We start from the raw sequence: 21,665 nt of genomic DNA on the forward strand, positions 1-21,665 counted from the left end.
AGGTCTGGGGGCACCGTACCGCAGTAGCTGTGGGATACCAGGATCGGACGAGCGCGCCATCTGCTGACCGCCGGAATCGATGCGCACACCGGCCAGGCGATGTTCAACCCTGACAGCCGCACTGTCATCGTCGCCGATCCCGTGGCCGGTCCTGACGGCGGGAATGTTGGGCGAGTCCTTGCCAGAGTCATGCGCCTTACACGTGGAGATCGTCTGGTAGCGACGCTCGGTCCCATCGTCCGTGGCGGCGACAACCTCGCCGCGCTCATCGTAGAAGACCGAAAACTGCTTGACGAGGTGCAGTCGAGGTCGGCCGAGTCCACGAGCAGCGCACGCGCAAAGCCGCCTCGTTCAGCCACTGGCCCCGAGAGGACCTCCACGGAAAGGCACCCCCACCCGACGACCCGCGTCCCCAATTCCCGCAGGCCCAACTGGCCCCTTGACCTCGACGTATGCCCACCCGCACTCCTGTGAACCACGGCCAACGAGTCCGCCGCAGGGGCGTCGTCTCCTAGCGCTGAAGCCAGCCACCATCCGCGGAGGGTTCCGCCCCAAACCTACAACCAACCCAACCGTCACAAAGGGACCCGCGATGATCCCTTTTAAGCTCTTCGGTCACCTAGAGTTGCTCAGCGACCATGACCTCCGCCCCGGCATCCCGCGCCCCCATCCCTGCACGATTGATGCCGCGTTTGTCCATTCGTTGGTGACGCACACGGTGACGTCCTGGTAGGCGCAGCAACATTCGATGCAGGGGCGCACCGCCGCCAATTCAGATGGTCTCTGCCTACTGGCCTGCACCCCGGCCATGTCGGCACCGGTTGCGGCGAGCACAGGACAGGCAGGACATGATCTCGTGGCGGACGCTGACGCTTCGGCTCGACATTCGCCGTAGAAGATCTACATCAGCCGGAGCCTCGACTGCCGAGTTTTGTCAGTGGGACCCGATAGAACAAGTGTGCGTACAGGTGCTTGAGTGATCTACACTCGGCACGTTCGGCTTCAAGGTGGGCGGAGGGTGCTCTATGGTCACTCCTGTGACTCTTGCGCGTGGACCAATGGTCGAGCCTCAACAGATCGATCATGCCCCTGCTGTCGCAGAATTTTTCGCCGGAATCGGGCTGGTCCGGATCGGCTTGGAACGCGCTGGCTTTAAGGTGGCGTGGGCCAATGACATCGAGCGCGACAAGAAGCAGATGTATGAAGGTCACTTCAAGGATAAAAAGGACCACTATTTCTGCCGGGACATCGCTGAAGTCCGTATTGCGAAAATTCCTCGGGTGGCATTGGCCTGGGCCTCCTTCCCCTGTATCGACGTGTCCTTGGCGGGTTGGCGACGAGGCCTCAACGGAGAACATACGGGAACTTTCTGGCAGTTCATCCGAGTTCTCAAGGAGATGCGAGAAGAGAACCGTCTGCCTCCAGTCGTCGCTCTGGAGAACGTAAGTGGTCTGGCAACCAGCCATGGCGGTCAAGACCTGGTCGACGCGGTCGCTGCGCTTAACGAACTCGGCTACTCCGTGGATGTCCTGTCGCTTGACGCTCGGCACTTCGTTCCGCAGTCGCGACCGCGACTGTTCTTGGTAGGAGCGCTAGAGCCGCCTGAGTCAACCAGTGTGGACGATCCTGTTCTCCGCCCTGCTCGAATTCGACCAATCTTTGAGAACCCTGCTTTGCGTACGCATCAAGCGGTTCTTCCAAAGCTAGGTGAGTTGCGGAGCAGCGGCCTCTTGGATTACGTAGATGTCATTGCCGCTGACGATCCTCTATGGTGGGATGAAAATAGAACGGCGGCGTTCTTGGGTTCGCTCTCCCCGATTCAACGGACGCGTCTGGATGAATTGATTGCGTCCGAGAATACTGTGTATCGAACGGCATATCGTCGTACTCGCCAGGGAAAGCCAACCTGGGAGATACGCGCAGACGAGATTTCAGGATGTCTGCGAACCGCGCGTGGTGGATCTTCCAAGCAAGCGCTGGTCAAGGTGACCGGCAAAACGGTTCAGGTCCGATGGATGACGGGGAGCGAGTACGGCAAGCTCATGGGAGCCGAAGGCTACGATCTAAGCCGTTTGCGCCGGAACCAAGCTCTCTTTGGATTCGGCGATGCAGTTTGCGTCGACGTTGTCGCATGGTTGGCAGAACACTACCTCTATCCGCTCGTCCAGCAGGCTTCCCGACCGGCTGTGGATCTTGTCGAGGCGCTGGCCGGATGATGGCGGGCGCGACGGGTCCGGTATAGGTCGTATGATGGCGAATCCTTGTCGATGTTGAGGAGGGCGTCGGAGTGGTTGGAGAGTCCCCCGTCGGCAATCGTCGTAAGCCAGCGAAGAACGAGTTGCCGGCACCCGTGGTCAAGGCATTCCGGGAATCATTGGACGATGCTCTTAACACATCGGACGATCAAGGTCGGCTATGGGCCAATGCACAGTGGGGTGTGTACGCATTCTTCGATTACGACGGGGAGCCGATCTACGTCGGGCAGACCAACGAGCAGTTACGGGTACGTGTGCGGCGGCATTTGACCAATCAGCGAACCGATGCAGTGGCCATGCGCATTTTAGATGTTTTCGAAGTCGCCGAGCTGGAAATTTGGCCGCTATGGGAATTAGAAGGAGCATCGAAGAAGGATCAGCCGGCACGAACACGCCTGAACGCCGTCGAGTACTCGGCCTACCTACAGGCCATTGAGAACTCTAAGTTCCACGCAATCCTCAACGAGAAGATCCCCCCGGTCGGCGACCGAATCGTGCTCCCGACTTCGATGCGGTTTCAACTGATCAGTCAGGAAGCGCGGAATGAGCGTGGTCACCCGGATACACGCATCGCCCGGCGCGCTGAGACCCTGGCCAGACTTGCGGCTGTGGCACACGAGAGAGGCGAGGTCTCTCCGGGCCTGCGCCGAGTGATCGTTATCCAGGCGGTGCGTCTTGCTTATCTTGCCGCGACGCGTTTGGCTTTCGTCGAAGGACGCGATACGCCGGATGCCTCGCTGATCAATGTTCCCGCGCTGGTCGGGTCGGTGCTTCAGGAGTTCTCGGACCCTAGCGGACCGACCGACACTGACGAGATGCTCTCGAGCGAAGACGCGGAAGGGTGATCCGGCATGCGGGCGTAGTATGCGGTGGATGAGCAACGCGTCTCAGTCCTGGGCCTCCAGCGAGGCTGTGAGAGCCAGCATGCGCGCGAACAAGAGTCGCGACACGAAACCCGAGCTCGCTCTGCGGCGGGCAGTGCACGCTCTCGGCTTGAGGTATCGGGTGGCCTTTCGGCCTTTGAAGACCGTTCGGCGTACGGCGGATCTAGTGTTCACCCGTGCCAAGGTTGCGGTCTTCTTGGACGGCTGCTTCTGGCACGGATGTCCGGAACATCACACCGTCGCCGTGACCAACGCGACCTACTGGGCAGAGAAGGTGCGCCGGAACCGCGAGCGTGATGCCCACATTGACCGGCTCCTGGACGAAGCCGGTTGGGTGGTCGTTCGGATTTGGGAGCATGAGGGCCCTCAGGAGGCCGCCCAAAGGGTCGTGGATGCCGTGCACCAGAGGCGCCCGGACGTCGCGGCTCCTCGAAGGGATTAAGCCTCCCGCTTCACGTCTTTCCAATCGGAAGACCTTGAACGTTCGTTCCCGTCCGGCCATCCCCTAGAGATTGTCTTGATTAGAATCTCGGTTCCTCTGGACGTTCCGCGAACCGAGGCGTGGGCCGAATGGGCATATTTTTCCATATCGGTTGCAGGGATTCCGAAGGCTTTCATCAATGCACTGGCAAACCTGCAAGTCGTCGTGGTGTGAACTGAGGGTTGGGTGTTGTTCGGCACGGTTGGGGCTGAGCGGGGGAGGAGATAGATGCACGGGGCCGGCAACCAGTCTTCCTGCCCGAACTGCCCTCGAAGATCGGTGGCTCCCGATCTTAACGTCCCGGCAATGCCGTACTCCTTTGGACATGGACGCCTAGGCGTTCCGCAGCGGCCATCCCACGTGATGAATGCGTCCACTGCCTTCTGCTTGGCGACAATGTCCGGGAGAAGCCGGTTGGCGACGCCGCTCCACGCCCCGGTCCCTGGCGGGTTGGTCAAACTTTCTGGACACTGGCTCCAGACGATGAATTCATTCGCCCACGTCGGTCGATCCCAGATCGTGGTGTTGTTCCCGTCGGGACACCCCTTCGACTCGATGGCGACAAGAGTGCCGTCAGGGAGTTCGACCTTGTAGTCCTGGCGGCCTTTGCCGCCAATGAACTCCCATCTGGTGATAGTTCCTTGCTCCTGGCAGAACTGCAGGATTGCATGGACAAATCTCCGTTTTTCAGTTTCGTCGGCAGCCGAGGAACCTCGCATGCGCTCGATGGCGGCTCGTAGAAGCGGAGACCAGTCATCAGGATCGATGCCAGCTGCAGCGAGAAGTTCCGGGTGGGTGCCGCTGAGAGATTTAATGATCGCGATGACTGGATCAATCAAATCCTTTGGGAACACATGTTCGCAAGGAAGGCTGTCTTTTGTCGGGCGGTTCTCGATGATCGCCATTGGCTCGATCGTCTCCAGGGCTCAGGTCAGTCATGGATCAAGCAGATATATGCAAAGCGGATGCTATCCCCCTGGAACGACATTTCGAGATACCAGTCGACCAGCTTGCTGCCTGTGCAGGGGGCGATAAGCGGCCTCGGTCACCCCTGCGCCATAGCGAATGCGCACTTGCGAACGGTCAGACGCTTCGCCTGGGGATGCCGGCGACCAAGTTGCTCATCGAAGTCCTCGCCGAAGCTGGGCAGCTCAGGGTTTGGAGATCCAGGTGCCCTGTTTCATGACTCCTGTGACCTGGAGGTTTGGGTCGAGGATCACGAGGTCGGTACCCTGGCTCTCGTTCTGGGATGTCGCCACCGGCAAGCGACGTCCGTGGCCGTTCACCGACGCCACTCACCATGTCCAGTCGGCCGTGTTCAGCCCGGTCGGCCGGACTTTCGCCGCTGTAAGCGCGATCAGCGGCACTGTCTGGCTGTGGGACGTGGCCACCAGCCATCCGCGTCAGCAAATTTCGTCGTACTACGCCGAGAGCGTGGGTTCACCCCCGATGGCCGGACCTTCGCCACCGGTTCCTACGATGGCGATCGGATCTGGAACACGAGGACAGGACAGGAGCGCCTCCAGATCGCCGATGATCGCGTCCCCTCCCCCGTCCACGTCAACGTGTGGGAATTCAGTCCCGACGGCCGAAACCTCGCCCTCGTCACCGAGAGGCCCGTCCAGCTGTACGACACGGCGACCGGCCGGATCCATCATCGCTTCGCCACCCACAGGGATTGGAGCGACAACTTCGCAGCGTGGCCGTGCTTCTTCCACCCGCAGCCGCTGGCCGAGGTCAAGCGGAGGTGGGACCCGGAGAACGTCTTCCGGCTCAACCAGAATGTGCCCCCGGCTGGATGATCCGCAGTGGCCGGGGATCTCCCCGGCCACATTCGCGATCATGTTCGGTCAGCCTGGACGTCAGACGCCGGATTCGGTCGGCGGCGGACCGACGCCGGTGCCGGACTGCTGGGTTGTGGTGGTTGTTGTGGGACTCGACGTCGTTGTGGTGGTGGTGCTCGGGGGTGGCGGCGTCGTGGTTGTGGTGGTGAGGGTGGCGGTTGGATCTGAGGTTGTCGTGCTGAGGCTTTCTGTGGTCGTGGTGGTCAGGGTTTCGCTGGGTGCGGTGATTCCTGTGGGGCCGGTGGGGCCGGTTCTGCCGGTGTGGCGGTGGCGGCTGGGGGCGCTGACGCCCTTGTCCTCGAAGGCGAGGAGGATGTGGAAGGCCAGTTGGGCGGCGTCGCCGACGTGAGGGGTGTTGTTGATTACGCCGGCAATGATCATTGAGCGGGTTTGGGTGAAGCTCTTGCCGGTGTAGCCGGTGAGGTAGTCCTCCGCCTCCTCCGCCCAGGAGATGGGAGTGGTCACCGTGGAGTAGAACGGGCTGGTGGCCGGGTCGGCGTCAGCTGCCTCGAGCACGCTGGTCATGGCGGCCACGAGTTGGTCGCCGACGACGTCGGCGCCGTCCGCGCTGTCGGGGCCGACGATGTAGTAGACCACCAGCTTGTCGTTCTTGATGTTGCGCTCGGGTTGGGGCGTGGTGGAGAGGAAGACCTTGAACTGGTAGAAGTTGGGGCCGACGACCGGGTCGCCGATCAGCCTGGTCAGGGCGTCCGCGGCACGTAGCCCCGCGCCCTGCGACCGTACATTGACGATGAGGCGCCGGGTCCGGTTCTTGATGGACTCAGTCCATGCGAGATCATCCCATTTCGGGGGGTACTTCCGGTTGTCGACGTAGAAGTAGTCGCCCGCCGTCAGCGCGTCATTCCAGCGCGGGTACCTGTCGGTGCTCTGCTGCCGGACCGAGTAAGTTCCTTTGCCCCCGCCGGCGAATTCGCGGAACTCCTTGAGCGTGATGGCGTCCTCGAGATAGCCGACACCGCCGAGGCCCATCATGGAGTAGATCTCTTTCTGGCGCGTGCTGTTGTGGGCGAGCGGCTTGAGGTTGCCCTTGTCGTCGTACCAGCGGTTGTAGAGATCGACGAAGAAGAGCATGTCGCGTTCGTCGTTGAGCCTGCGGCGCACCGCGTCGTCCACGTAGCCCTGGCCGCGTTTGGTCTTGGACAGTGCGGAGGCTCCGGTCGGGGAGGCCGCCCGATCGGAGGTGAATCGTTGGGTGGGGATCGTGATTCTCGGCAGGGGTGTCCGGCTGAGCGGCGGCGGTGAGTCCGACTTGGCCGGTGCCTTGAGCAGGGTGCCCCCGGTGGTGGTGAGCGGATCCCCCGGTGGCGGCGGTTTCATGACCGTCAGCTTGGCCGGGACCAGGGTTTGGGTCTTCGCGGGGGCCGGTATGGGTGGAAGAGGCTTGCTGGAGAGTGTCCCCGTCGGAGTCGGCTTTGCCTGAGCAGGCACGGTAGGCAGTGGTTTGCGAGGGACCACCAACGCGGGCGTCTTGGCAACGCCCGGCGTCGGCGTGGTGGACCCCGTGAGCTTGGCGGGGGTGGGCTTAACCGGGTCGGACCCGGCAGCGGCGGGCTTGACGGTGTCGGGCTTGACCGGGGCAGACCCGGCAGTGGTGGGCCTAGGAGGCAGTAGCTGCGACCGAGGGGCCGGGGTCGTGAAGGTCACCTTCTTGGTTGGCTTCGGCGAAACCTTGGGGGGTGTCGTCTTCGCCGCAGTCGTGGTCGACGGCGTGGACGATCCAGACTCGTCAGGCTTGTCCGGACTCTTGGATTTCGCCGGTTTCTTCTTGTGCATCTGTCCCGTCCCGGGTGCCTATTGCGCGCGGTACTGGAGAATCAGGCCGACATTCACGAGGGCTTCCCGATCGCCTTCCACGACCAGAGCCCAGGTGGGCCCGCCGACGCTGAGGCCGGGCGTGCGGAGCAGCTTGCCGTCGTCGAGGGCCAGGCGCTGGTCCCCGTTGAGCAGGAACCGGGCCGCACCCCCCTCGACCAGCTCGTACGTCGGATAGATGCCCGTGATCTGCCGCCCACTCATGTTGGCGAACATCTCCGGCACCAACGGCAGCACCAGCGTCCCGTCCTCGCTTTCGAGGAACTCCGTCCACTCCTGCGGGAACTCCCCGGCCACGTCCACATACCGCGCCGCCGAGTACGGCTTCAGCATCCCCTTCACCGCGTTCCCGAACACGTCGCCACCCTGCTCCGCCGTGTACTTCACGACGATGGTGACGTCGAACAGATCGGGATGCCGCCCCGCCGCCTCCAGCCGCCAGGTGGACACCGCCCCGGTTCCTTCGAACGGCAGATACCTGTCGTCGTCGTAGCGGAGTTCGAACAGCCCGTTGTTGTCCCGGCCTTCCTCCAGGTCGGACAGGGCGATCTGCTGGCTGGGCCGCCAGTCGGCGCGTACCGACGCGGGCGGGGTGCCCTTCGCGTCGAGCAGGAACTTGGCGGCCTTCGGGTCGGCCGACAGGACCGTCTTGTGGCCGATCTGGGTGAGGGTGGCGTTGACGCCGAGCGGCCCTTCGTACCCGTCGAAGCTGACCGACAGGGTCCTGATCCTGCGCCGGTAGTGCCCGGGGAAGTCGCGGGCGAACAGCGCCTCGGTCAACGCGAACTCGCAGCGACCCTCGTTCCGGAGCGCGAGCACGGCGAGCGGGTCGAGTTGCAGCAGCGACACCCGCTTGGTGATCTCCAGTCCCCTGCTGTCGTTGTCGACGTACGCCTTGCCGAGCCGTTCCAGGTCGACGCTGAGGGTCTCACCCGCGAGCAGGCCGTTGCGACGGCTCTCCCAGTAGACCGGCTGGATGAAGGCGTCGTTGACACCCCGCTCGTACTGGTACGCGCGTTCGGCGGACTTCGCCATCTCGTGGGCCATGTTGTACGACTGGAAGAACAGCCCCGACAACCGCCCCGACATCCACTGATAAAGCTGGGCGTTGGTGAACTTGTCGGTGAGGAACGACGCGACCGCCTTGTTGTGGGCGATCTCCTGGTTGATGATCTCCAGCTCGCGCTGCGCGATCGCGACCTGATGCTCGGCCCCGGCGACCTGATGCCCCAGCTGCACGATGTCGGACTCGGCCATCATGAGCTGATATTTCCAGTCACCTTCCTGCCGCTCCTGCTCGACCCGCACCCCGTACAGCTCACCCAGCACGCTGAGCGCCTCGCCGAGCGATTCGGCGACCTCGGCGCCCTTGTCGAGCGCCTCGCCCACCTGCTCGCCACCGATCTCGGTGCCCATGATGAACGGCCCCGCCAGGATCTGGGGCAGCGCGAACGCGATCGCCGAGCCGATCTTGAGGCCGCTGGAGACGAAGTGCGAGATCGCGGCGGCGGTCATCGTGTCGATCTGGGCCTGCTGCAGCGACGTGAGCCCGGCCGCGATCAGATCCTCGTAGTAGCGAGCCCGCGTCTTCGCCTGCGCCAGCGACGTCTCCGCCTCCGCCAGGTTCTCGGTGGCGACCTTGACCTGCGCCTCCCTGATCCCGCGGGTCAGCGCGTAGATCGTCCCTTCCTGCCGGTTCTGGAGCAGGGTGAGCTCCTCGTTGTCCCGCCGTTCCAGCACGCCGAGCAGATCGTTGCCGAACTGGCGCAGCCGATCGACCAGGTCCTGCGCCTTCCGGTGCAGGAACGAGAACCGGTAGTGCGGCACCGCCACCGCCAGCCCGGCCGTGACCTGGTCGGGGGTGAGCCCGGCGGCTGCGCCCCGGACCAGCGCCATCACGTCCACCGGCGGCTCGAACAGCGGCAGCGGCTGGCTGACACCCAGGATGTTGAGCGACTGCCTGATCTTGCGCAGCCGGTCCTCGACCCGGGTCCAGTAGTCCTCCAGCAGGGTGTTGTCGGGGATGTAGAAGTAGGAGTTGGCGACGCTGCCGTGGATGGCGCCCATGCCGTCGAGCATGGTCCCGCCCGCGCTCACCCGTTCCGCGTAGGGGTTCTCTCCCCCTTCCCAGCGGCACAGCTCGTCGTAGGTGAGGGTGGCGGGCAGCGTACGCGTCCCGATGCCCTCCGGGCGTTGCCCCAGCAGGTCGTAGGCGAAGATGTAGAGCATCCGCGCCTCGTCGATGCTCTCCATCGTGTACTGCCGGAAGAGCATGTCGCCCCAGTCGAGCAGATTGTCGATGTAGGCCATCACGACCGCCCGCCGGTAGGCCGTCGGCCGCAACTCGGCGATCGCGTGCGGATCGAACGGATCGTCCAGGTACGCCTTGAGCAGCGCCTCCCGGTCCCCCATCAACTCGTACTGCCGGTAGAGCCGCCCCAGCATGCTGGTCTTCTCCTGCAATGCGGGCAGGGCGATGAGTTGGCCTTCGATGGTGTTCAGCCTGGTCGTGGCCAGCGTGGCGAGCATCGTGGCTTCCTGCGAGGTGAGCGGGCGGGCCTGCTCGAACGCCGGGGCGACGGTCTCCACGTCGTTCAGTACCTCGGTCAGGACCCCGGCCACGGAGGCGGCCTGCCCACCGAGCGCTTCCAGGTCAGCCCTGCACGCCGCGACCAGTGCCCGAACGTCGACCGCGAGGAACGGCAGGAAGCGCCAGTATCTGTCCTGCTCGGTGGGGTCGAAGACGTACTCGTACCACTGCCGGGCGTCCTCGAAGCGCTGAGCCGCGTTGAGCGCCTGCGCGATCAGCAGCGGCGCGTGGAAGAAGATCTCCCAGTAGTAGCGTCCGCTCGGGCTCTGGAAGTCGAGATGCGAGCTGGCGGGCACGTCCGCGACCCAGGGCTGGACCAGGATCGTGGTGGCGTCGGCGGAGCCGGTCCGCCGGAACGCGGGTAGCTCGTTGATCTCCTGTGTCTCTGGGGCGAGCAGGGCGGGCACCCCGCGCGTGAGCAGCTTCCTGTTGAGCTCGAAAGCCGTGCTGGAGGTGAGCCGCACGATCTCGTGCGGCAGGTTGGCGAACTCGTATGGCCGGGGCACCGACGCGCTCTTGGAATTGGCCACGTAACGATCGCCGAGGAACAGGTAGAGCTCGCCCGGGGAGTCCAGCGCGCCCGTAAACCGGGTCTGGAAGTCGGGCGGCAGCCCGCGCCAGTTGTCACCGATGCCGACGAACGACTGCGGCTTCAGCGTGTCGAGCTCCTGGGACCCTTCGAGCATCGCGTAGTGACCGCCGCTGAACACATACCGGACGTCACCACGCTGGAAGACGGCCTTCACCCGGCGGGTCAGCGTCTTGGGGTAACCGCCGTCGATGGCGTCAGGGATGACCCCGTCGCCGCCGACCGTATAGCGGACATACTCCTCACCGCTGGTCAGATACAGGTACCCGTTGGAGAGGTACGCGGCGTCGACAGACCCCGTGCGCGTGATCGCGGTCGGGATACGACCGAGCTCACGGCTCGGTTGCGGCCGTTCAAGACCGCCGGACCCCTGCACGACGTAACTGCCGTCGGAGTTGTCGAAGTAGTAAGGCGTGTTGCGGTAGTTGACGGCCGCGCCCATGCGCTGCCAGCGCGGCAGCCCGTCCTCGTTGTCGGCGAGCCGCTTCGGGTAGCCCTCGTCGGCGCGGCCCTCACCCGAGTAGCGCAGGTAGTGCTCGCCGAAGAACACGAACAGCTGGTTGCGCCGCACGAGCACGGCGTCGACGCGGGACTTGGAGGGAACCGCCCACTTGTCCTTGACCGGCTTGAGCTGGTCGAGCGCGCCCGACTCGACGTAGCCGTCGCGCTCGTGGGAGAAGAAATACTCGGTGCCGTTGGCCGCCGTGTACGCGGCGTCGATCCTGGACCAGCGCGGCAGGTCCTCGGTGTTGGATTCGATGGCCTTCGGGTAGCCCGGGTCGACCGGACCGAACGGCCGTCCGCCCCGGTAGCGGTAGTACTCGTGGCCGGAGAAGAGGTAGGTGTAGTCCTTGCGTACGAGCACCGCGTCGACGATTCCGGTCGACGTGAGCCCGTTTCTGATGACGCCCCACCGGGCCGGGGTGGACTCCTTGGTGGTGTTCAGCTTGCCCTTGGTCTTGGTGACCAGGAACTGCTGGGCGAGGTTGTCGAAGAAGTAACGGGTGCCATCGGGGAGTTCGAAGGCGGCGTCGACGCGCTCCCAGGCGGGCAGGCGGTGGCTGTTGCCCTTCAGGTCCAGTACGGGAGGGTCGTCGCCCGGGTTGACGAGGATCGGCCGGCAGAGCAGGCTGCCGCCCTTGTGGTCAACGCTGAACCAGGGGCCGTCGGTGGACTTGGCGGGGGTGTTGAAACGGACCAGGGTCCTGTCCTCGACCGGCTCCTTGAAGATCCTCGACAGCTCGATGATCCTGGGCGGTTCGACGGCGGGGGGCACCGGCACCGCGTACAGCTCGGGGGTGAGCGCGAACGCGACCTGGCGGGAGACCGGCCCGGACGCGGTGGCCACCGTGTAGCTGCAGGTGACCACGATGGAGTCGTGGGTGTCGCCGGAGAGAGTGGCGGACGCCTGCACGAACAGGCGCACGTCGCTGATCGGTCCGTCTTCCGCCGGGCCGAAGGGCAGCACCTGGGCGGCCACCCACTCCTGGTTCAGGTTGTAGAAGGAGTAGGAGATCCGGACCCGGTACTTGGGCGGCGGCGCGGCGACGTTCTGCTTGTCGCCGTCCACTTTCGTGACGATGGTGGTGGCGCCGGTGTTCTCCGGCGGAATGGTCTCGACGACCGTCCAGAAGACGAACACCCGGCCGAACGCGTGCACGGGGTCGACCCGCTCGGCCTCGATCTGGGTGTCGACCTTCAGCCACGGCTCCCACGTCGCGGACAGCCGCTCGCCGTCGCGGAACTCGGCTTCCCGGTAGTAGTAGCGGCGCGGCTCGGTCCTGGTCCGGCCGAACAGCACCAGGCGGCGGGTGTTGGCGGGGGCGCCGTCCTCGCTGTAGACGTAGGCGCCCGCGATGGCCAGCCGGGACACCTCGGTGTACTCGTCGAGGTAACGCTTGTAGGCGCGCTGCACCGACTCGGCGTTGATCTCACCCTGGAGCAGGTCGTTCTCCAGCTCCTCGAACGCCGGAGTCTTGGTGTCGCGGAGTTCGGGGCGGATGTAGTTCTCCGGGTAGAGGAAGACCTTCCGGTTGGCCTCCCAGATCCGGTAGTTCTTCAGCCACGACCACCAGGTTCTGATCTTCTGCCTGATCTCCTCCTCGTCCACGCCGAACGGCGGGGTCACCTGTTCCAGGTCGAGCAGGTAGCGGTGCAGGTAGAGCTGGGTGGCGGCGATGGCCTCACGGACGCGCGAGGTGGTGGCGACCGAACCCATCTCGACGTCTACGAGCAGGTGCTCGTAGAGCTCTCTGGCCGTCTGGATGTCGGGGTGCAGGTGTAGCGCGGCGGGCAGCAGGGCGTCGCGTTTGAGCACATTGAGCTCGTCGTGGATGGTCTTGGAGAGAATCAGCCAGGCTTCCGGGCTGTGTTTGCGTTCCAGCAGGCGCAGCAGCGCGTCCGCCGCCCCGTCCAGGTCGGTACGGGACCACACGCGTGTCCACACATCCGGATAGAGCAGGGATGGCCCGGTTCCCGCCTTCGCGGCGAGCGCGAACACCTCGACCAGCTTGAGCACGAACTCGATCTCGAAGCGCTCTTCTTCCAGCGGGAACTCGGTGAGCGCCCCCGCGTTGCGCTTGACCCAGCGCAGCTCGTCCACGTCCCAGCCGAAGAGCCCGGCCAGTCGCTCGTACGGGTCTGCGGCGCCCTCCCCGAGCAAAGCGGCCAAGCCTGGGCGAGTCCTGGCCAGGTCGGCGAATCGGACGATGGTGTGCACGTCGCTCAGGCGGTAGTCGGCGGTGTCGGACCAGCGGTGACGGAATGCCTGCGGGAAGGTCCGGTCCAGGACGTCGTAGCGGCTGGTGTAGCGGACGTACTGGTCGTCCTTGGTGAGGTAGGTGGCGCCTTCCAGGACGAAAGCGCCGGTGATTCCGGCTTCGAAGGAAGCGGGGAGGTCGCCCCAGTCGTCCTTGATGGTTCGGGGGTATCCCTCTTCGACGAGGTCGAGTACGCCGGGGCGGTAGCGGATGTACTGGCCGGCGCGGAAGGCGTACAGCTCGCCGGTGGGGGAGATGAACGCGGCGTCGATGGTGGGGCTTGCGGTGAACTCGTTGCGGATCTTTCCCCAGAGGGAGGTCACCGGTTGGACGGAGTCGCCGACGAGGAACTGGGTGCCTTTGAACAGGTAGACGCGTCCGTCGGCGGCGCGGAAGGCCGCGTCGAGGCCGTCCTCGAACTCTTCGGGCAATGTTGTGAGGCCGAGTTCGGCGGCCAGGGAAGGGGCGATCGTGCGCGGGTAGCCCTCGTCCACGTAGGTGTACTCGGTGCCCGAATACCGCACGTACTGGTCGCCGGAGAACAGGAACGTGTACTTGTCGCGGACCAGCGCGGCGTCGACCTTCCGCCGGTCGGCGATCGTGTTGCGGACCCGGCCGACGACGTCGATCCCGTAGGTCGCCGTCGATGTGCGGGAGACGGCATGGAGTGCGCCGCCCACCACCAGGTAGGCCGTGCGGCCGTTGGCGACCGCCGCGTCCAGCACCTTGCCGGTGCCCCGGTCGGCGACGGCGTCCTCGAACGCCTCGGTCAGGTTGGCGAACGCGGGTTCGGCGCGCAGGTTGGCCGCGATCGCCTTCGGGTAGCCGGGGTCCACGTAGCGGTATTCGGTGCCGGTGTATCGGACGTACTGGCTGCCTGAGAACAGGAACGTCGTGTTGTCGCCGAAGACGATCGCGGCGTCGACCGTGCCGGTGCCGTCGTCGGGGACGAAGGGGTTGACCGACTTGCCCCAGCGTTCCCGGATTGGGGTTAGTGGGCCGAATGCTCGGTCGGCGTAGCGGGCGTACTGCTCGGCGAAGAAGAAATACGTCGCGCCGTCGAGAGCCGTGAACGCGGCGCGCAGGCCGTCGCCGGGCTCCAGGCCCCTTCCGAAGCCACGCCAGATGCGCTCGGTCGGGCGCGGGTAGGACCACTGGCCGGTGGCCTCGCTGAACTGCACGCAGCGTTCGCCGCTGAGCAGGAGCATCGTGTCGCCCTCGAACAGCACGGCGTCGGGCGCGGGGAAACCGTCGGGGGCCTTCCAGAACGTCTCGTCCGCCGCGGCGGGGTAGCCGGGGTCGGGCTCCCCGTAGGGGCCGTCCTCGCCGGTGTAGACGACATGTCGCATCATGCCGGTCTCGTCGGCGTGCTCGAAGAGGTAGGTGACGCCGTTCCTGACGTAGGCGAGCGCGACGCTCTCCAGCCCACCCCAGTGCTCGCTGATCGTCCGCGGCTCGCCGTCGATGGTGTCGGCGCTCGTGCTGTACGTGACGAACTGGTCGCCACTGAACAGATAGGTCTTCCCATCCCGACCCACGAACGCGGCATCCACCACGTTGTCCTGATAAATCGTGTTACGCGGTCGGCCCCACTCCTCGGTGAGCGGGTAGTCGCGGTTGATGCGGGTGTTGTAGCAGGACGGGCCTTTGAACAGGTAGGTCGTGCCGTCCGCGCCGGTCAGCACCGCGTCCAGGCCGGACCGGAACTCGGCGGGCACCGTGCGCAGCGCCAGCGGCCGTACCGGCGTGGACCCGGCGGGCCCTTCCAGCGCGGACTGCCTGCGCCATCCACCGGGGCCTTCGACGAGGACCGCGCCGTTCTCGACGTACGCACACGAGATCCCGGCAAGATCCAGGTCAGCATATTTCCGGTAAAGCGTGTCGGAGACGACATGCCACTGCCCGCCACGGAACAGGTAGACGTTGCGCCGATCCGCGAACGCCGCGTCGACACCATCGAGCGGCGTCTTGAGCGCGGCCAGCCTCGGCTCCCCCGACAGCGCCGAGATCGCGCGCGGGTAGCCGTTCTCGACGGTCGTGTAATTGTGGCCCTGGTAACGGACATACTGGTCGCCCGAGAACAGGTACGTGTAGGTCCGGGTCACCTCGACGCCGTCGACGAGCTCCACCGCGTCCATGACCAGCGTCGCGTCAACGCGACCGGTCCTGGTGATGGCGTTGACGACATTGCCCCAGAACGCGGCCACGGTCGCCGGATAACGATCATCCACCTGGGTGTAGTCGGCGGTGGAGTAGCGGACATACCGCTCCCCCGAGAACACGTACGTCTTGCCGTCCTTGCCGACGAACGCGGCGTCCACCTTCGTGAACGGGATGCTGTCCCAGCGGTCGCGCAGCGTGCGCGGCTCCGACCACCAGCGGTGCCGGGTGTCGAACACCACGAAACGGTCCCCGGAGAACAGGCACGTCTGGTTGTCGCGGCCGGTGAACACGGCGTCGATGCGGGCGAAGCCGGGGTCGTCGGCCAGCGTCACGGGCAGGTTCCACCAGTTGTCGGCCAGCGGCTTCGGGTAGCCGACGTCGGGGACCGTGTAGTTCCTGGTGGAGTAGCGCACGTAGAAGGGGGTGTCGTCGCCGTACACCTTGATGCGCTCGCCGGCGCGGCGGATGGTGAGCTGGATCGGCCCGCTGGCCGTGACCTGCCACTGCGGCGACTGGCCGGTGACGGGCGCGTCGGCGGCGACGGTGACGCCGTGCTCGGCGAGGCGGCGACGCAGCGCGGGCGACAGCCGTCCGGAGGCGAGTTCGGCCTCGTAGTCGGCGGGCAGGTCGAGGATCTGGCCGACCGGGCCGAACAGGTGGGTCGCGCCGTCCATCACGAACGCGGCGTCCACCCGGTCGAGGCCGCCCCAGTCCCCGGCGATCCCGCGCGGGTAGCCGAGATCCACCACCGAGTAGTCGGCCGTGGAGTAACGCAGGTAGCGGTCGCCACTGAACAGGTAGGTCTTGCCGTCCAGCCCGACGAACGCGGCGTCGACGGTGCCGCTCGGCAGGACCGGCGCGAGCACTCCCCACCGCTCGGCGGTCGGCTCCACCGAGCCGCCGGTCACGCCCAGCGCGACCGTCTTGCCGTCCTTGAACAGGTGCACGGTTCCGGAGGCGTCGGCGAACGCGGCCTCGACCGCGCCCTCGAACTCGACCGGCACGTCCGGCCGCCACGCCTCGATCCGCTTCGGGTAGCCGTCGGCGACCCTGACTCCGTCGTTCTCCAGGCTGTCGGTGTAGCGGACGACCTGGTTCCCGGCGAACAGCAGGTAACCGGAGCCGTCGGCGTAGGCCGCGTCGATGCGTTCCGCGGTTGCGAACGTGTTGCGCAGCCGCCCCCACCGCTCGACCAGGGGCTGCTCGGTGTCGCCGACCGAAAGCCACCTTTCACCGGTGAACAGGTGGGTGCGGCCGTCGCGGCCCTGGAAGGACGCGTCCACAGCCTTACGGAACGCGTCGGGCAGCGGCGTGTCGCCCTCCCACCACTCGGTGATCGCGCGCGGGTAGCCCTCGTCGGCGACCGAATAGTCCGATCCCGAGTAGCGCAGATACTGATCGCCGCAGAACAGGTAGGTCCGGCCTTCGACGTCGACGAAGGCGCTGTCGATCCGCTTGGGCTCGGCGAAGTTGTTCCTGACCTTGCCCCAGATCTGCTCCTTGGCCGCCCAGCGGGTCTCTTTGGGGAGCCGGACGAACGCCCGTGAGACCCCGTCGATGCCCCGGCCGATGATCCACTCGGCGCCCTCGGGCTGGACGAAGGCGGCATCTATCCCCGCCAGCCCCCCGAACCGGGGGGACAGCTCGGTGAGCGGCTTCTGCCGGGGATCCGCCAGCGTGTACGTGGTGGCCGAGTAGACCCAATAGCTCTGGCCCTGGAACAGGTAGATCTTGCCGTCCCAGCCGGTCAGCAGGGCGTCGAAACGGTCGACGCCAGGCGGTAGGGCCAGTGGCTCGGGGAACTTGCCCGCCAGATCCTGGTCGTGGAAGGCCACGCCGATCTCGGTGGCGTCCAGGCCGAACTTTCCGGCCAGCCGGGCGAAGCGGCGGATCCGCCGGTAGGAGCGGCGGAAGTGCGGATCGTCGGCGATGGCGGATTCGGTGAGCGCGGGGGCCACGAGGATGTCGAGCGCGTCCGGCGTGACCGCCGTACAGATGGCTTCGAGGGCGGGGGCGGACACCCCGAACACGTCCTGCAGCACCGTGAGCACGGCCCGGCGCTGCCGGGCGGCCAGCTCGTCGAGGCGGTCGACGACCTCGGCGACGCCGGCGGCGAATTCCTTGGCGACGGCGTGCAGCAGGAAGAAGACGTCCTTGTTGTAGTCCTCGACGCTGGGCAGCGTGAAGTCGAGCGCGTTGGTGATGGTCCGGAAGTAGGCCAGCCGGCCCTCCGGCACGGCCAGCGCCTCGTCGAGATGCCCGGCGTCGACGAGCATGCCGACGAGCAGGGCCCGCTCCTCGTCGTCGAAGCCCAGCTCGGTGACCGCCGCCAGATCCAGCCGGTACGGCGCCTGCCCGGCCATGATCGACACGATCCGCCGGTACACGAGCGTGCCGTCGCTCGCGGTGAAGCCGTCGCCGAGGTCGAGCCAGCCCTCCGGGTCGGTGAAGAGCTCCCTGACCTCCTCGCGGATCCGGCCTCCCTCGGTGACCGTGCCGTCGAGCCGGGCGGCGACCCGCTGCCCCATCACGTCGTCGGCGGCCTCGGCGAAGTCGCCGGGCGTGAACGTGTACAGCTCCGCCTTGGTGGCGGCGACCTGGCCTTTCAGCGCGTCCAGGATGGGGCGGCGCATCGGGTAGAACTCCAGCGCCACGCCGATTTCGGCCACGTCCAGCGCCGCGATGGCGATCTTGTCGTGCTGGTCGAGGATGCCGTTGAAGCGCAGGCTTTCGGTGAGCGCGGCCAGCTGGGTCTCGGTCAGCCGCAGCTCCGCGAAGATCCCCGGGTCGAGCGGGATGTCGGCCTGCCGGAAGCCGTCGACGCGCTCCTGGAGCACGGCCAGCACGTCGGCTGTCACGTCGTCGAGGGCGGCGCTGGCCGTGAACAGCTCCATGTTGCCGGGGTCGGCGAAGAAGTCCGGGTCGAGCATCTCGCCGGATTCGTCGAGGTAGCCGTGGTAGATCAGGTTGTCGTACAGCTCGGCCTGCTCGGCCTCGGTCAGGTCGGGCAGGAGGGTGGCCAGGTCGGAGGGGTAGAACCCGCCGTCGAGCCCGGCCAGATCCGCGAAGAGGTCGGCCGCCAGCGCGTCGAAGTCGCTGGAGAGCACCAGCCCGTCGGGCACGCTGTCGATGGTGAGCAGGCCGTCCGCCTGCAGGAGCCCGGAGATGACCAGGTTGGTGAAGATCTTCGTGGCCAGCCGCTCGTCCAGGCCAAGACCCAGGAAGTCCTCCCGGGTCAGCACGGCGAGATCGGCGACCGCGTCACAGGCCGCGGTTGTCGCCTTCGCCCGGTCGAGCCGGAGCATCCGGGCGTCGCGCGGGGAGACGACACCGTCCTCGTAGGAGATGAGCACGTCGTGGATGACCTGCGCGGCCCGCTCGTCGAACCGGTCGGAGACGAACACCTCGGGCGACAGCGCGGCCGTCTCGAACCGGTCCCTGATCCCGGCCAGCACCGTGAGCTGCTCGTCCTCGGCCTCCGCCTTGGCCGGCTCGCCCAGGATTTCGGTCAGCTCCTGACCGCTGAAACCCCAGGTCCGCATCCAGCCGACGACCGCCAGCAACGTCTGCGCCAGCCACAGGCTGGAGGCGGCGTCGGTGCCCTCCAGGATGCGATGGCAGTCGTGAGTGCCGGGCTCGATCACCGGCAGGACGGGGAAGGTCGTGTAGCGCTGGATCGACGGGTCGGCCTCCAGCGCGGCCAGCACGCCGAACAGCTCGGATACCGAGATGCCGAGCGCGTCGACGAGACGGCCGACGCGGTGCAGCAGCGAGAGCCCGTCCTCGCCGAGCGGCCGGTCGAAGGGGCTGGTCTCGTCCGGGTCGGCGTAGCGGTCGCGGAAACGCCGGACGACCTCGGCGATGTCGGCCTCGGCCAGGTCGATGGATCGTGCCAAATGACGCCGATAGTCCGGATTCTGGATGTCGCCGGGCGGGATCGGGACGTCGTTCACCGTCACCGGCAGCGTGCGGGCGGTCAGTGCGGCGATCGTGTCGAAGGGCAGGTTGTGGACGCGGTGCAGGTGCACGGCGGCGGCCACGGCGCGCAGGGCGGTGGTGTCGAGGGTGTTGCCGCAGCAGGAGGTGAGGATGAGGTCCAGGTCGGTGAAGGAGAGGCCGGTGCGGCGGGCAAGCCGTACGAAACGGTTGGCGCGGTCGAACCAGGCGGCCGGGATCGGGCCGCCGGACCAGATGAGGGTGCGGTCGTCGGGGGCGACGGTCACGACCTGATCGCCCTGGTGGACGAAGAACGTCGCGGGGGAACGCTCCAGAAGGGGATCCTGGTAGAGCAGTTCGCGTAGTTCCGCACCGGTCATCGAGGTGGCGGCCAGGAACCGCTCCACGTCGGCGAGCACGGCCGTGGTCTCCCCCGGCGCGAGGCCGTAGACCCCCGCGAGGTCGTCGGCGCGCACGGTGGTGACCATCTCGACGTCCCCCGGCGTCAACCTGAGGTACTCGCGGGCGACCATGTCCCGGTCCACTCGCGCCGCGAACAGCCGGTAGAACTCGACCGGGTCGATGTCCAAGTGGCGCAGGTAGGTGGCCAGCCGCGCGTTTCGTAACGAGAACGGCAGCCCGAACGGGTGTTTCAGCTCGTTCAGCTTCTCGTACGGCGCGTCGCCGACGAGCGCCTCCAGCACCTCGTTGACGATGTCTAGGTACGCGGTGAGCGTGAAGGTGTTCTTCGCGTCCAGAGGGATGCGCCCGAGATCGGGCCTGCGCCGCAGCAGCGAGGTGTCGTCGAACGTTTCCTGCAGCAGTTTGAGCAGGTCATTGAGGTAGGCGGCCGGCGAGTAGACCGACCGTGCCTCATCGCCTTCCCTGAAGTCGAGTTCTCCGAAGAGTCGTTCGTAACTGGGTAATGAGGCATCGCTTCGCACGCGGCATTGTCCCCTCAGTAAATGCCCCCGATCGGCCGACTCATGGTCGCCGATCCGGCGTGTGAGAACTACCTACCGAAAAGGTGACAAGTACCAATCCATCTCTGGGCCTTGTCCATGAGCATAGAGCTAGCGAAGGGCGCTATGGGCGAGCGCGTCCAGCGGGCTGGCGAGGAGTTCGGCGAAGGCCAGTTCGGCCGCGCCGATCAGGGTGGCGTCGTCGCCGAGAGCCGCCGTGCGCAGTTGCACCGCTTCGCGGGAGATGACCAGCACGTTGGCCGCCACCCGGCTGTGCACCTGAGCCGCAGAACCCCGATAGATGTCCGGCAACATCCCGCCAAAGATGACCATGCCCGGGTTGAAGAGGTTGATCAGGTTCGCCACTCCGATACCGAGCCAGTCCCCGATCCGGCGCAGCGCCTCCCTGGCCGCTTCGTCCCCTTCCTCGGCGGCGTCCACCACGGCGCGGATGCCGTCGTGGCCCATCAGTTCGGCCGACCGTCCGGCGGCGTCCAGCAGCGCCCGCTCCCCCACCTCGGCCTCCAGGCACCCTCGCGAGCCGCAGCCGCACGGCCTCCCGTCGTACGGGTTCACGATCATGTGGCCGAGCTCGCAGCCGTACCCGCCGTCTCCGTCGAGCAGCTTGCCGCCGACGATGATCCCGCCGCCGACCCCGACGTCCCCGTGCAGATAGATCAGATTCTGGTAGCCGACACCCACGCCGCGTTCGTGTTCGGCCAGCGCCCCCAGATGAGCTTCGTTGCCCACCGCCACCGGCAATCCCAGCCCCAGCCGCTGCCCGAGTTCGGTGCCGAACGCCTGATCCACCCAGCCCATATCCGGCCCGAACCGTACCATGCCATCACCAGGCCGGATCATGCCGCAGTAAGCCGCACCGATCCCGACACACACCGAATCCGCCTGCCCGCACAGCTCACGCGCGAACCCCGCGAGCACCCCGACGACGTCGTCCAGGTCGGCCCCCGCCCGCTGGCGCACCGCCTCCCGCCGGTCCAGCACCTTGCCGCCCAGCCCGACCCGGGCGGCGACCAGCCGGTCCACCCGCACATCAAAGGCCAGCACATAAACCCGGTCGGTCTCCGGCCGAACCACAAGCGACGGCCGCCCGGCCCTCCCGGTCTCCCTGGGCAACTCCTCCCGAACCAGCCCCGCGCCGGTGAGCTCCGCCGTCAACGCCATGATCGTGCTCCGGTTCAGCCCCATCCGCTCGGCCAGCGCCGAACGGGACAGCGACCCCTCCAGGTGCACATGCCTCAGCAAATCGCCGAGATTGCTCCGCTCCTGGGACCGTCCGGACTTCAGCATCACAAGATCCTGCCGCATGTGGGTGTTGTACTCCCACCATCTTGCAATCTGGTAAGAGCAC

At 66.2% G+C, this 21,665-nt stretch carries 8 protein-coding genes; 4 read left to right on the plus strand and 4 right to left on the minus strand.

Translation table 11 applies throughout. The features are described from left to right. The first annotated feature begins 1,037 nt into the window (after positions 1–1,037). The 3 genes from Aple_RS33530 to Aple_RS33540 all read left to right on the plus strand — a co-directional run bounded on the left by Aple_RS33530 (position 1,038) and on the right by Aple_RS33540 (position 3,581). Positions 1,038–2,216 (plus strand): DNA cytosine methyltransferase, encoded by a 1,179-nt coding sequence (locus tag Aple_RS33530; RefSeq protein WP_246264963.1) that lies wholly within the window; start codon positions 1,038–1,040, stop codon positions 2,214–2,216. 71 nt (positions 2,217–2,287) lie between these two features. After that, on the plus strand, positions 2,288–3,100 hold the full coding sequence (locus Aple_RS33535) for a GIY-YIG nuclease family protein (RefSeq protein WP_218038619.1): 813 nt from the start codon (positions 2,288–2,290) through the stop codon (positions 3,098–3,100). Between the two features lie 28 nt (positions 3,101–3,128). Next, positions 3,129–3,581, plus strand: a complete 453-nt coding sequence (locus Aple_RS33540) for a very short patch repair endonuclease (protein ID WP_155348748.1) — start codon at positions 3,129–3,131, stop codon at positions 3,579–3,581. Here Aple_RS33540 and Aple_RS33545 read toward each other — a convergent pair. Then, on the minus strand, positions 3,578–4,525 hold the full coding sequence (locus tag Aple_RS33545) for a hypothetical protein (RefSeq protein ID WP_155348749.1): 948 nt from the start codon (positions 4,523–4,525) through the stop codon (positions 3,578–3,580). The genes Aple_RS33540 and Aple_RS33545 overlap by 4 nt on opposite strands. Positions 4,526–4,996: 471 nt before the next feature. On the opposite strand from Aple_RS33545, the gene Aple_RS52350 reads away from it, so the two are divergent. Beyond that, on the plus strand, positions 4,997–5,422 hold the full coding sequence (locus Aple_RS52350) for a BBE domain-containing protein (RefSeq protein WP_170321779.1): 426 nt from the start codon (positions 4,997–4,999) through the stop codon (positions 5,420–5,422). Between the two features lie 60 nt (positions 5,423–5,482). Here Aple_RS52350 and Aple_RS52890 read toward each other — a convergent pair whose 3' ends face one another. From Aple_RS52890 to Aple_RS33565, 3 genes are all read right to left on the minus strand, one after another. Next, positions 5,483–6,802: a T3SS effector HopA1 family protein gene (locus Aple_RS52890; protein ID WP_174889912.1), complete on the minus strand. Its 1,320-nt coding sequence runs from the start codon at positions 6,800–6,802 to the stop codon at positions 5,483–5,485. 474 nt (positions 6,803–7,276) lie between these two features. Next, positions 7,277–20,278 (minus strand): hemopexin repeat-containing protein, encoded by a 13,002-nt coding sequence (locus Aple_RS33560; protein ID WP_155348751.1) that lies wholly within the window; start codon positions 20,276–20,278, stop codon positions 7,277–7,279. Positions 20,279–20,407: 129 nt separating this feature from the next. Then, complete coding sequence (locus Aple_RS33565) at positions 20,408–21,622, minus strand: ROK family transcriptional regulator (RefSeq protein ID WP_246264964.1); 1,215 nt, start codon at positions 21,620–21,622, stop codon at positions 20,408–20,410. Positions 21,623–21,665 lie beyond the last annotated feature (43 nt).

Origin of the sequence: Acrocarpospora pleiomorpha, assembly GCF_009687885.1 — a bacterium.
In the GTDB taxonomy this organism is placed as follows: Bacteria; Actinomycetota; Actinomycetes; order Streptosporangiales; family Streptosporangiaceae; genus Acrocarpospora; species Acrocarpospora pleiomorpha.

What these genes read in the sequence shown, in the direction of transcription:
- Aple_RS33540 (WP_155348748.1), top strand. Translation starts at nt 3,129, where the DNA reads ATGAGCAACGCGTCTCAGTCCTGGGCCTCCAGCGAGGCTGTGAGAGCC.
- Aple_RS33565 (WP_246264964.1), bottom strand. Translation starts at nt 21,622, where the DNA reads ATGCGGCAGGATCTTGTGATGCTGAAGTCCGGACGGTCCCAGGAGCGG.
- Aple_RS33545 (WP_155348749.1), bottom strand. Translation starts at nt 4,525, where the DNA reads ATGGCGATCATCGAGAACCGCCCGACAAAAGACAGCCTTCCTTGCGAA.
- Aple_RS52890 (WP_174889912.1), bottom strand. Translation starts at nt 6,802, where the DNA reads ATGAAACCGCCGCCACCGGGGGATCCGCTCACCACCACCGGGGGCACC.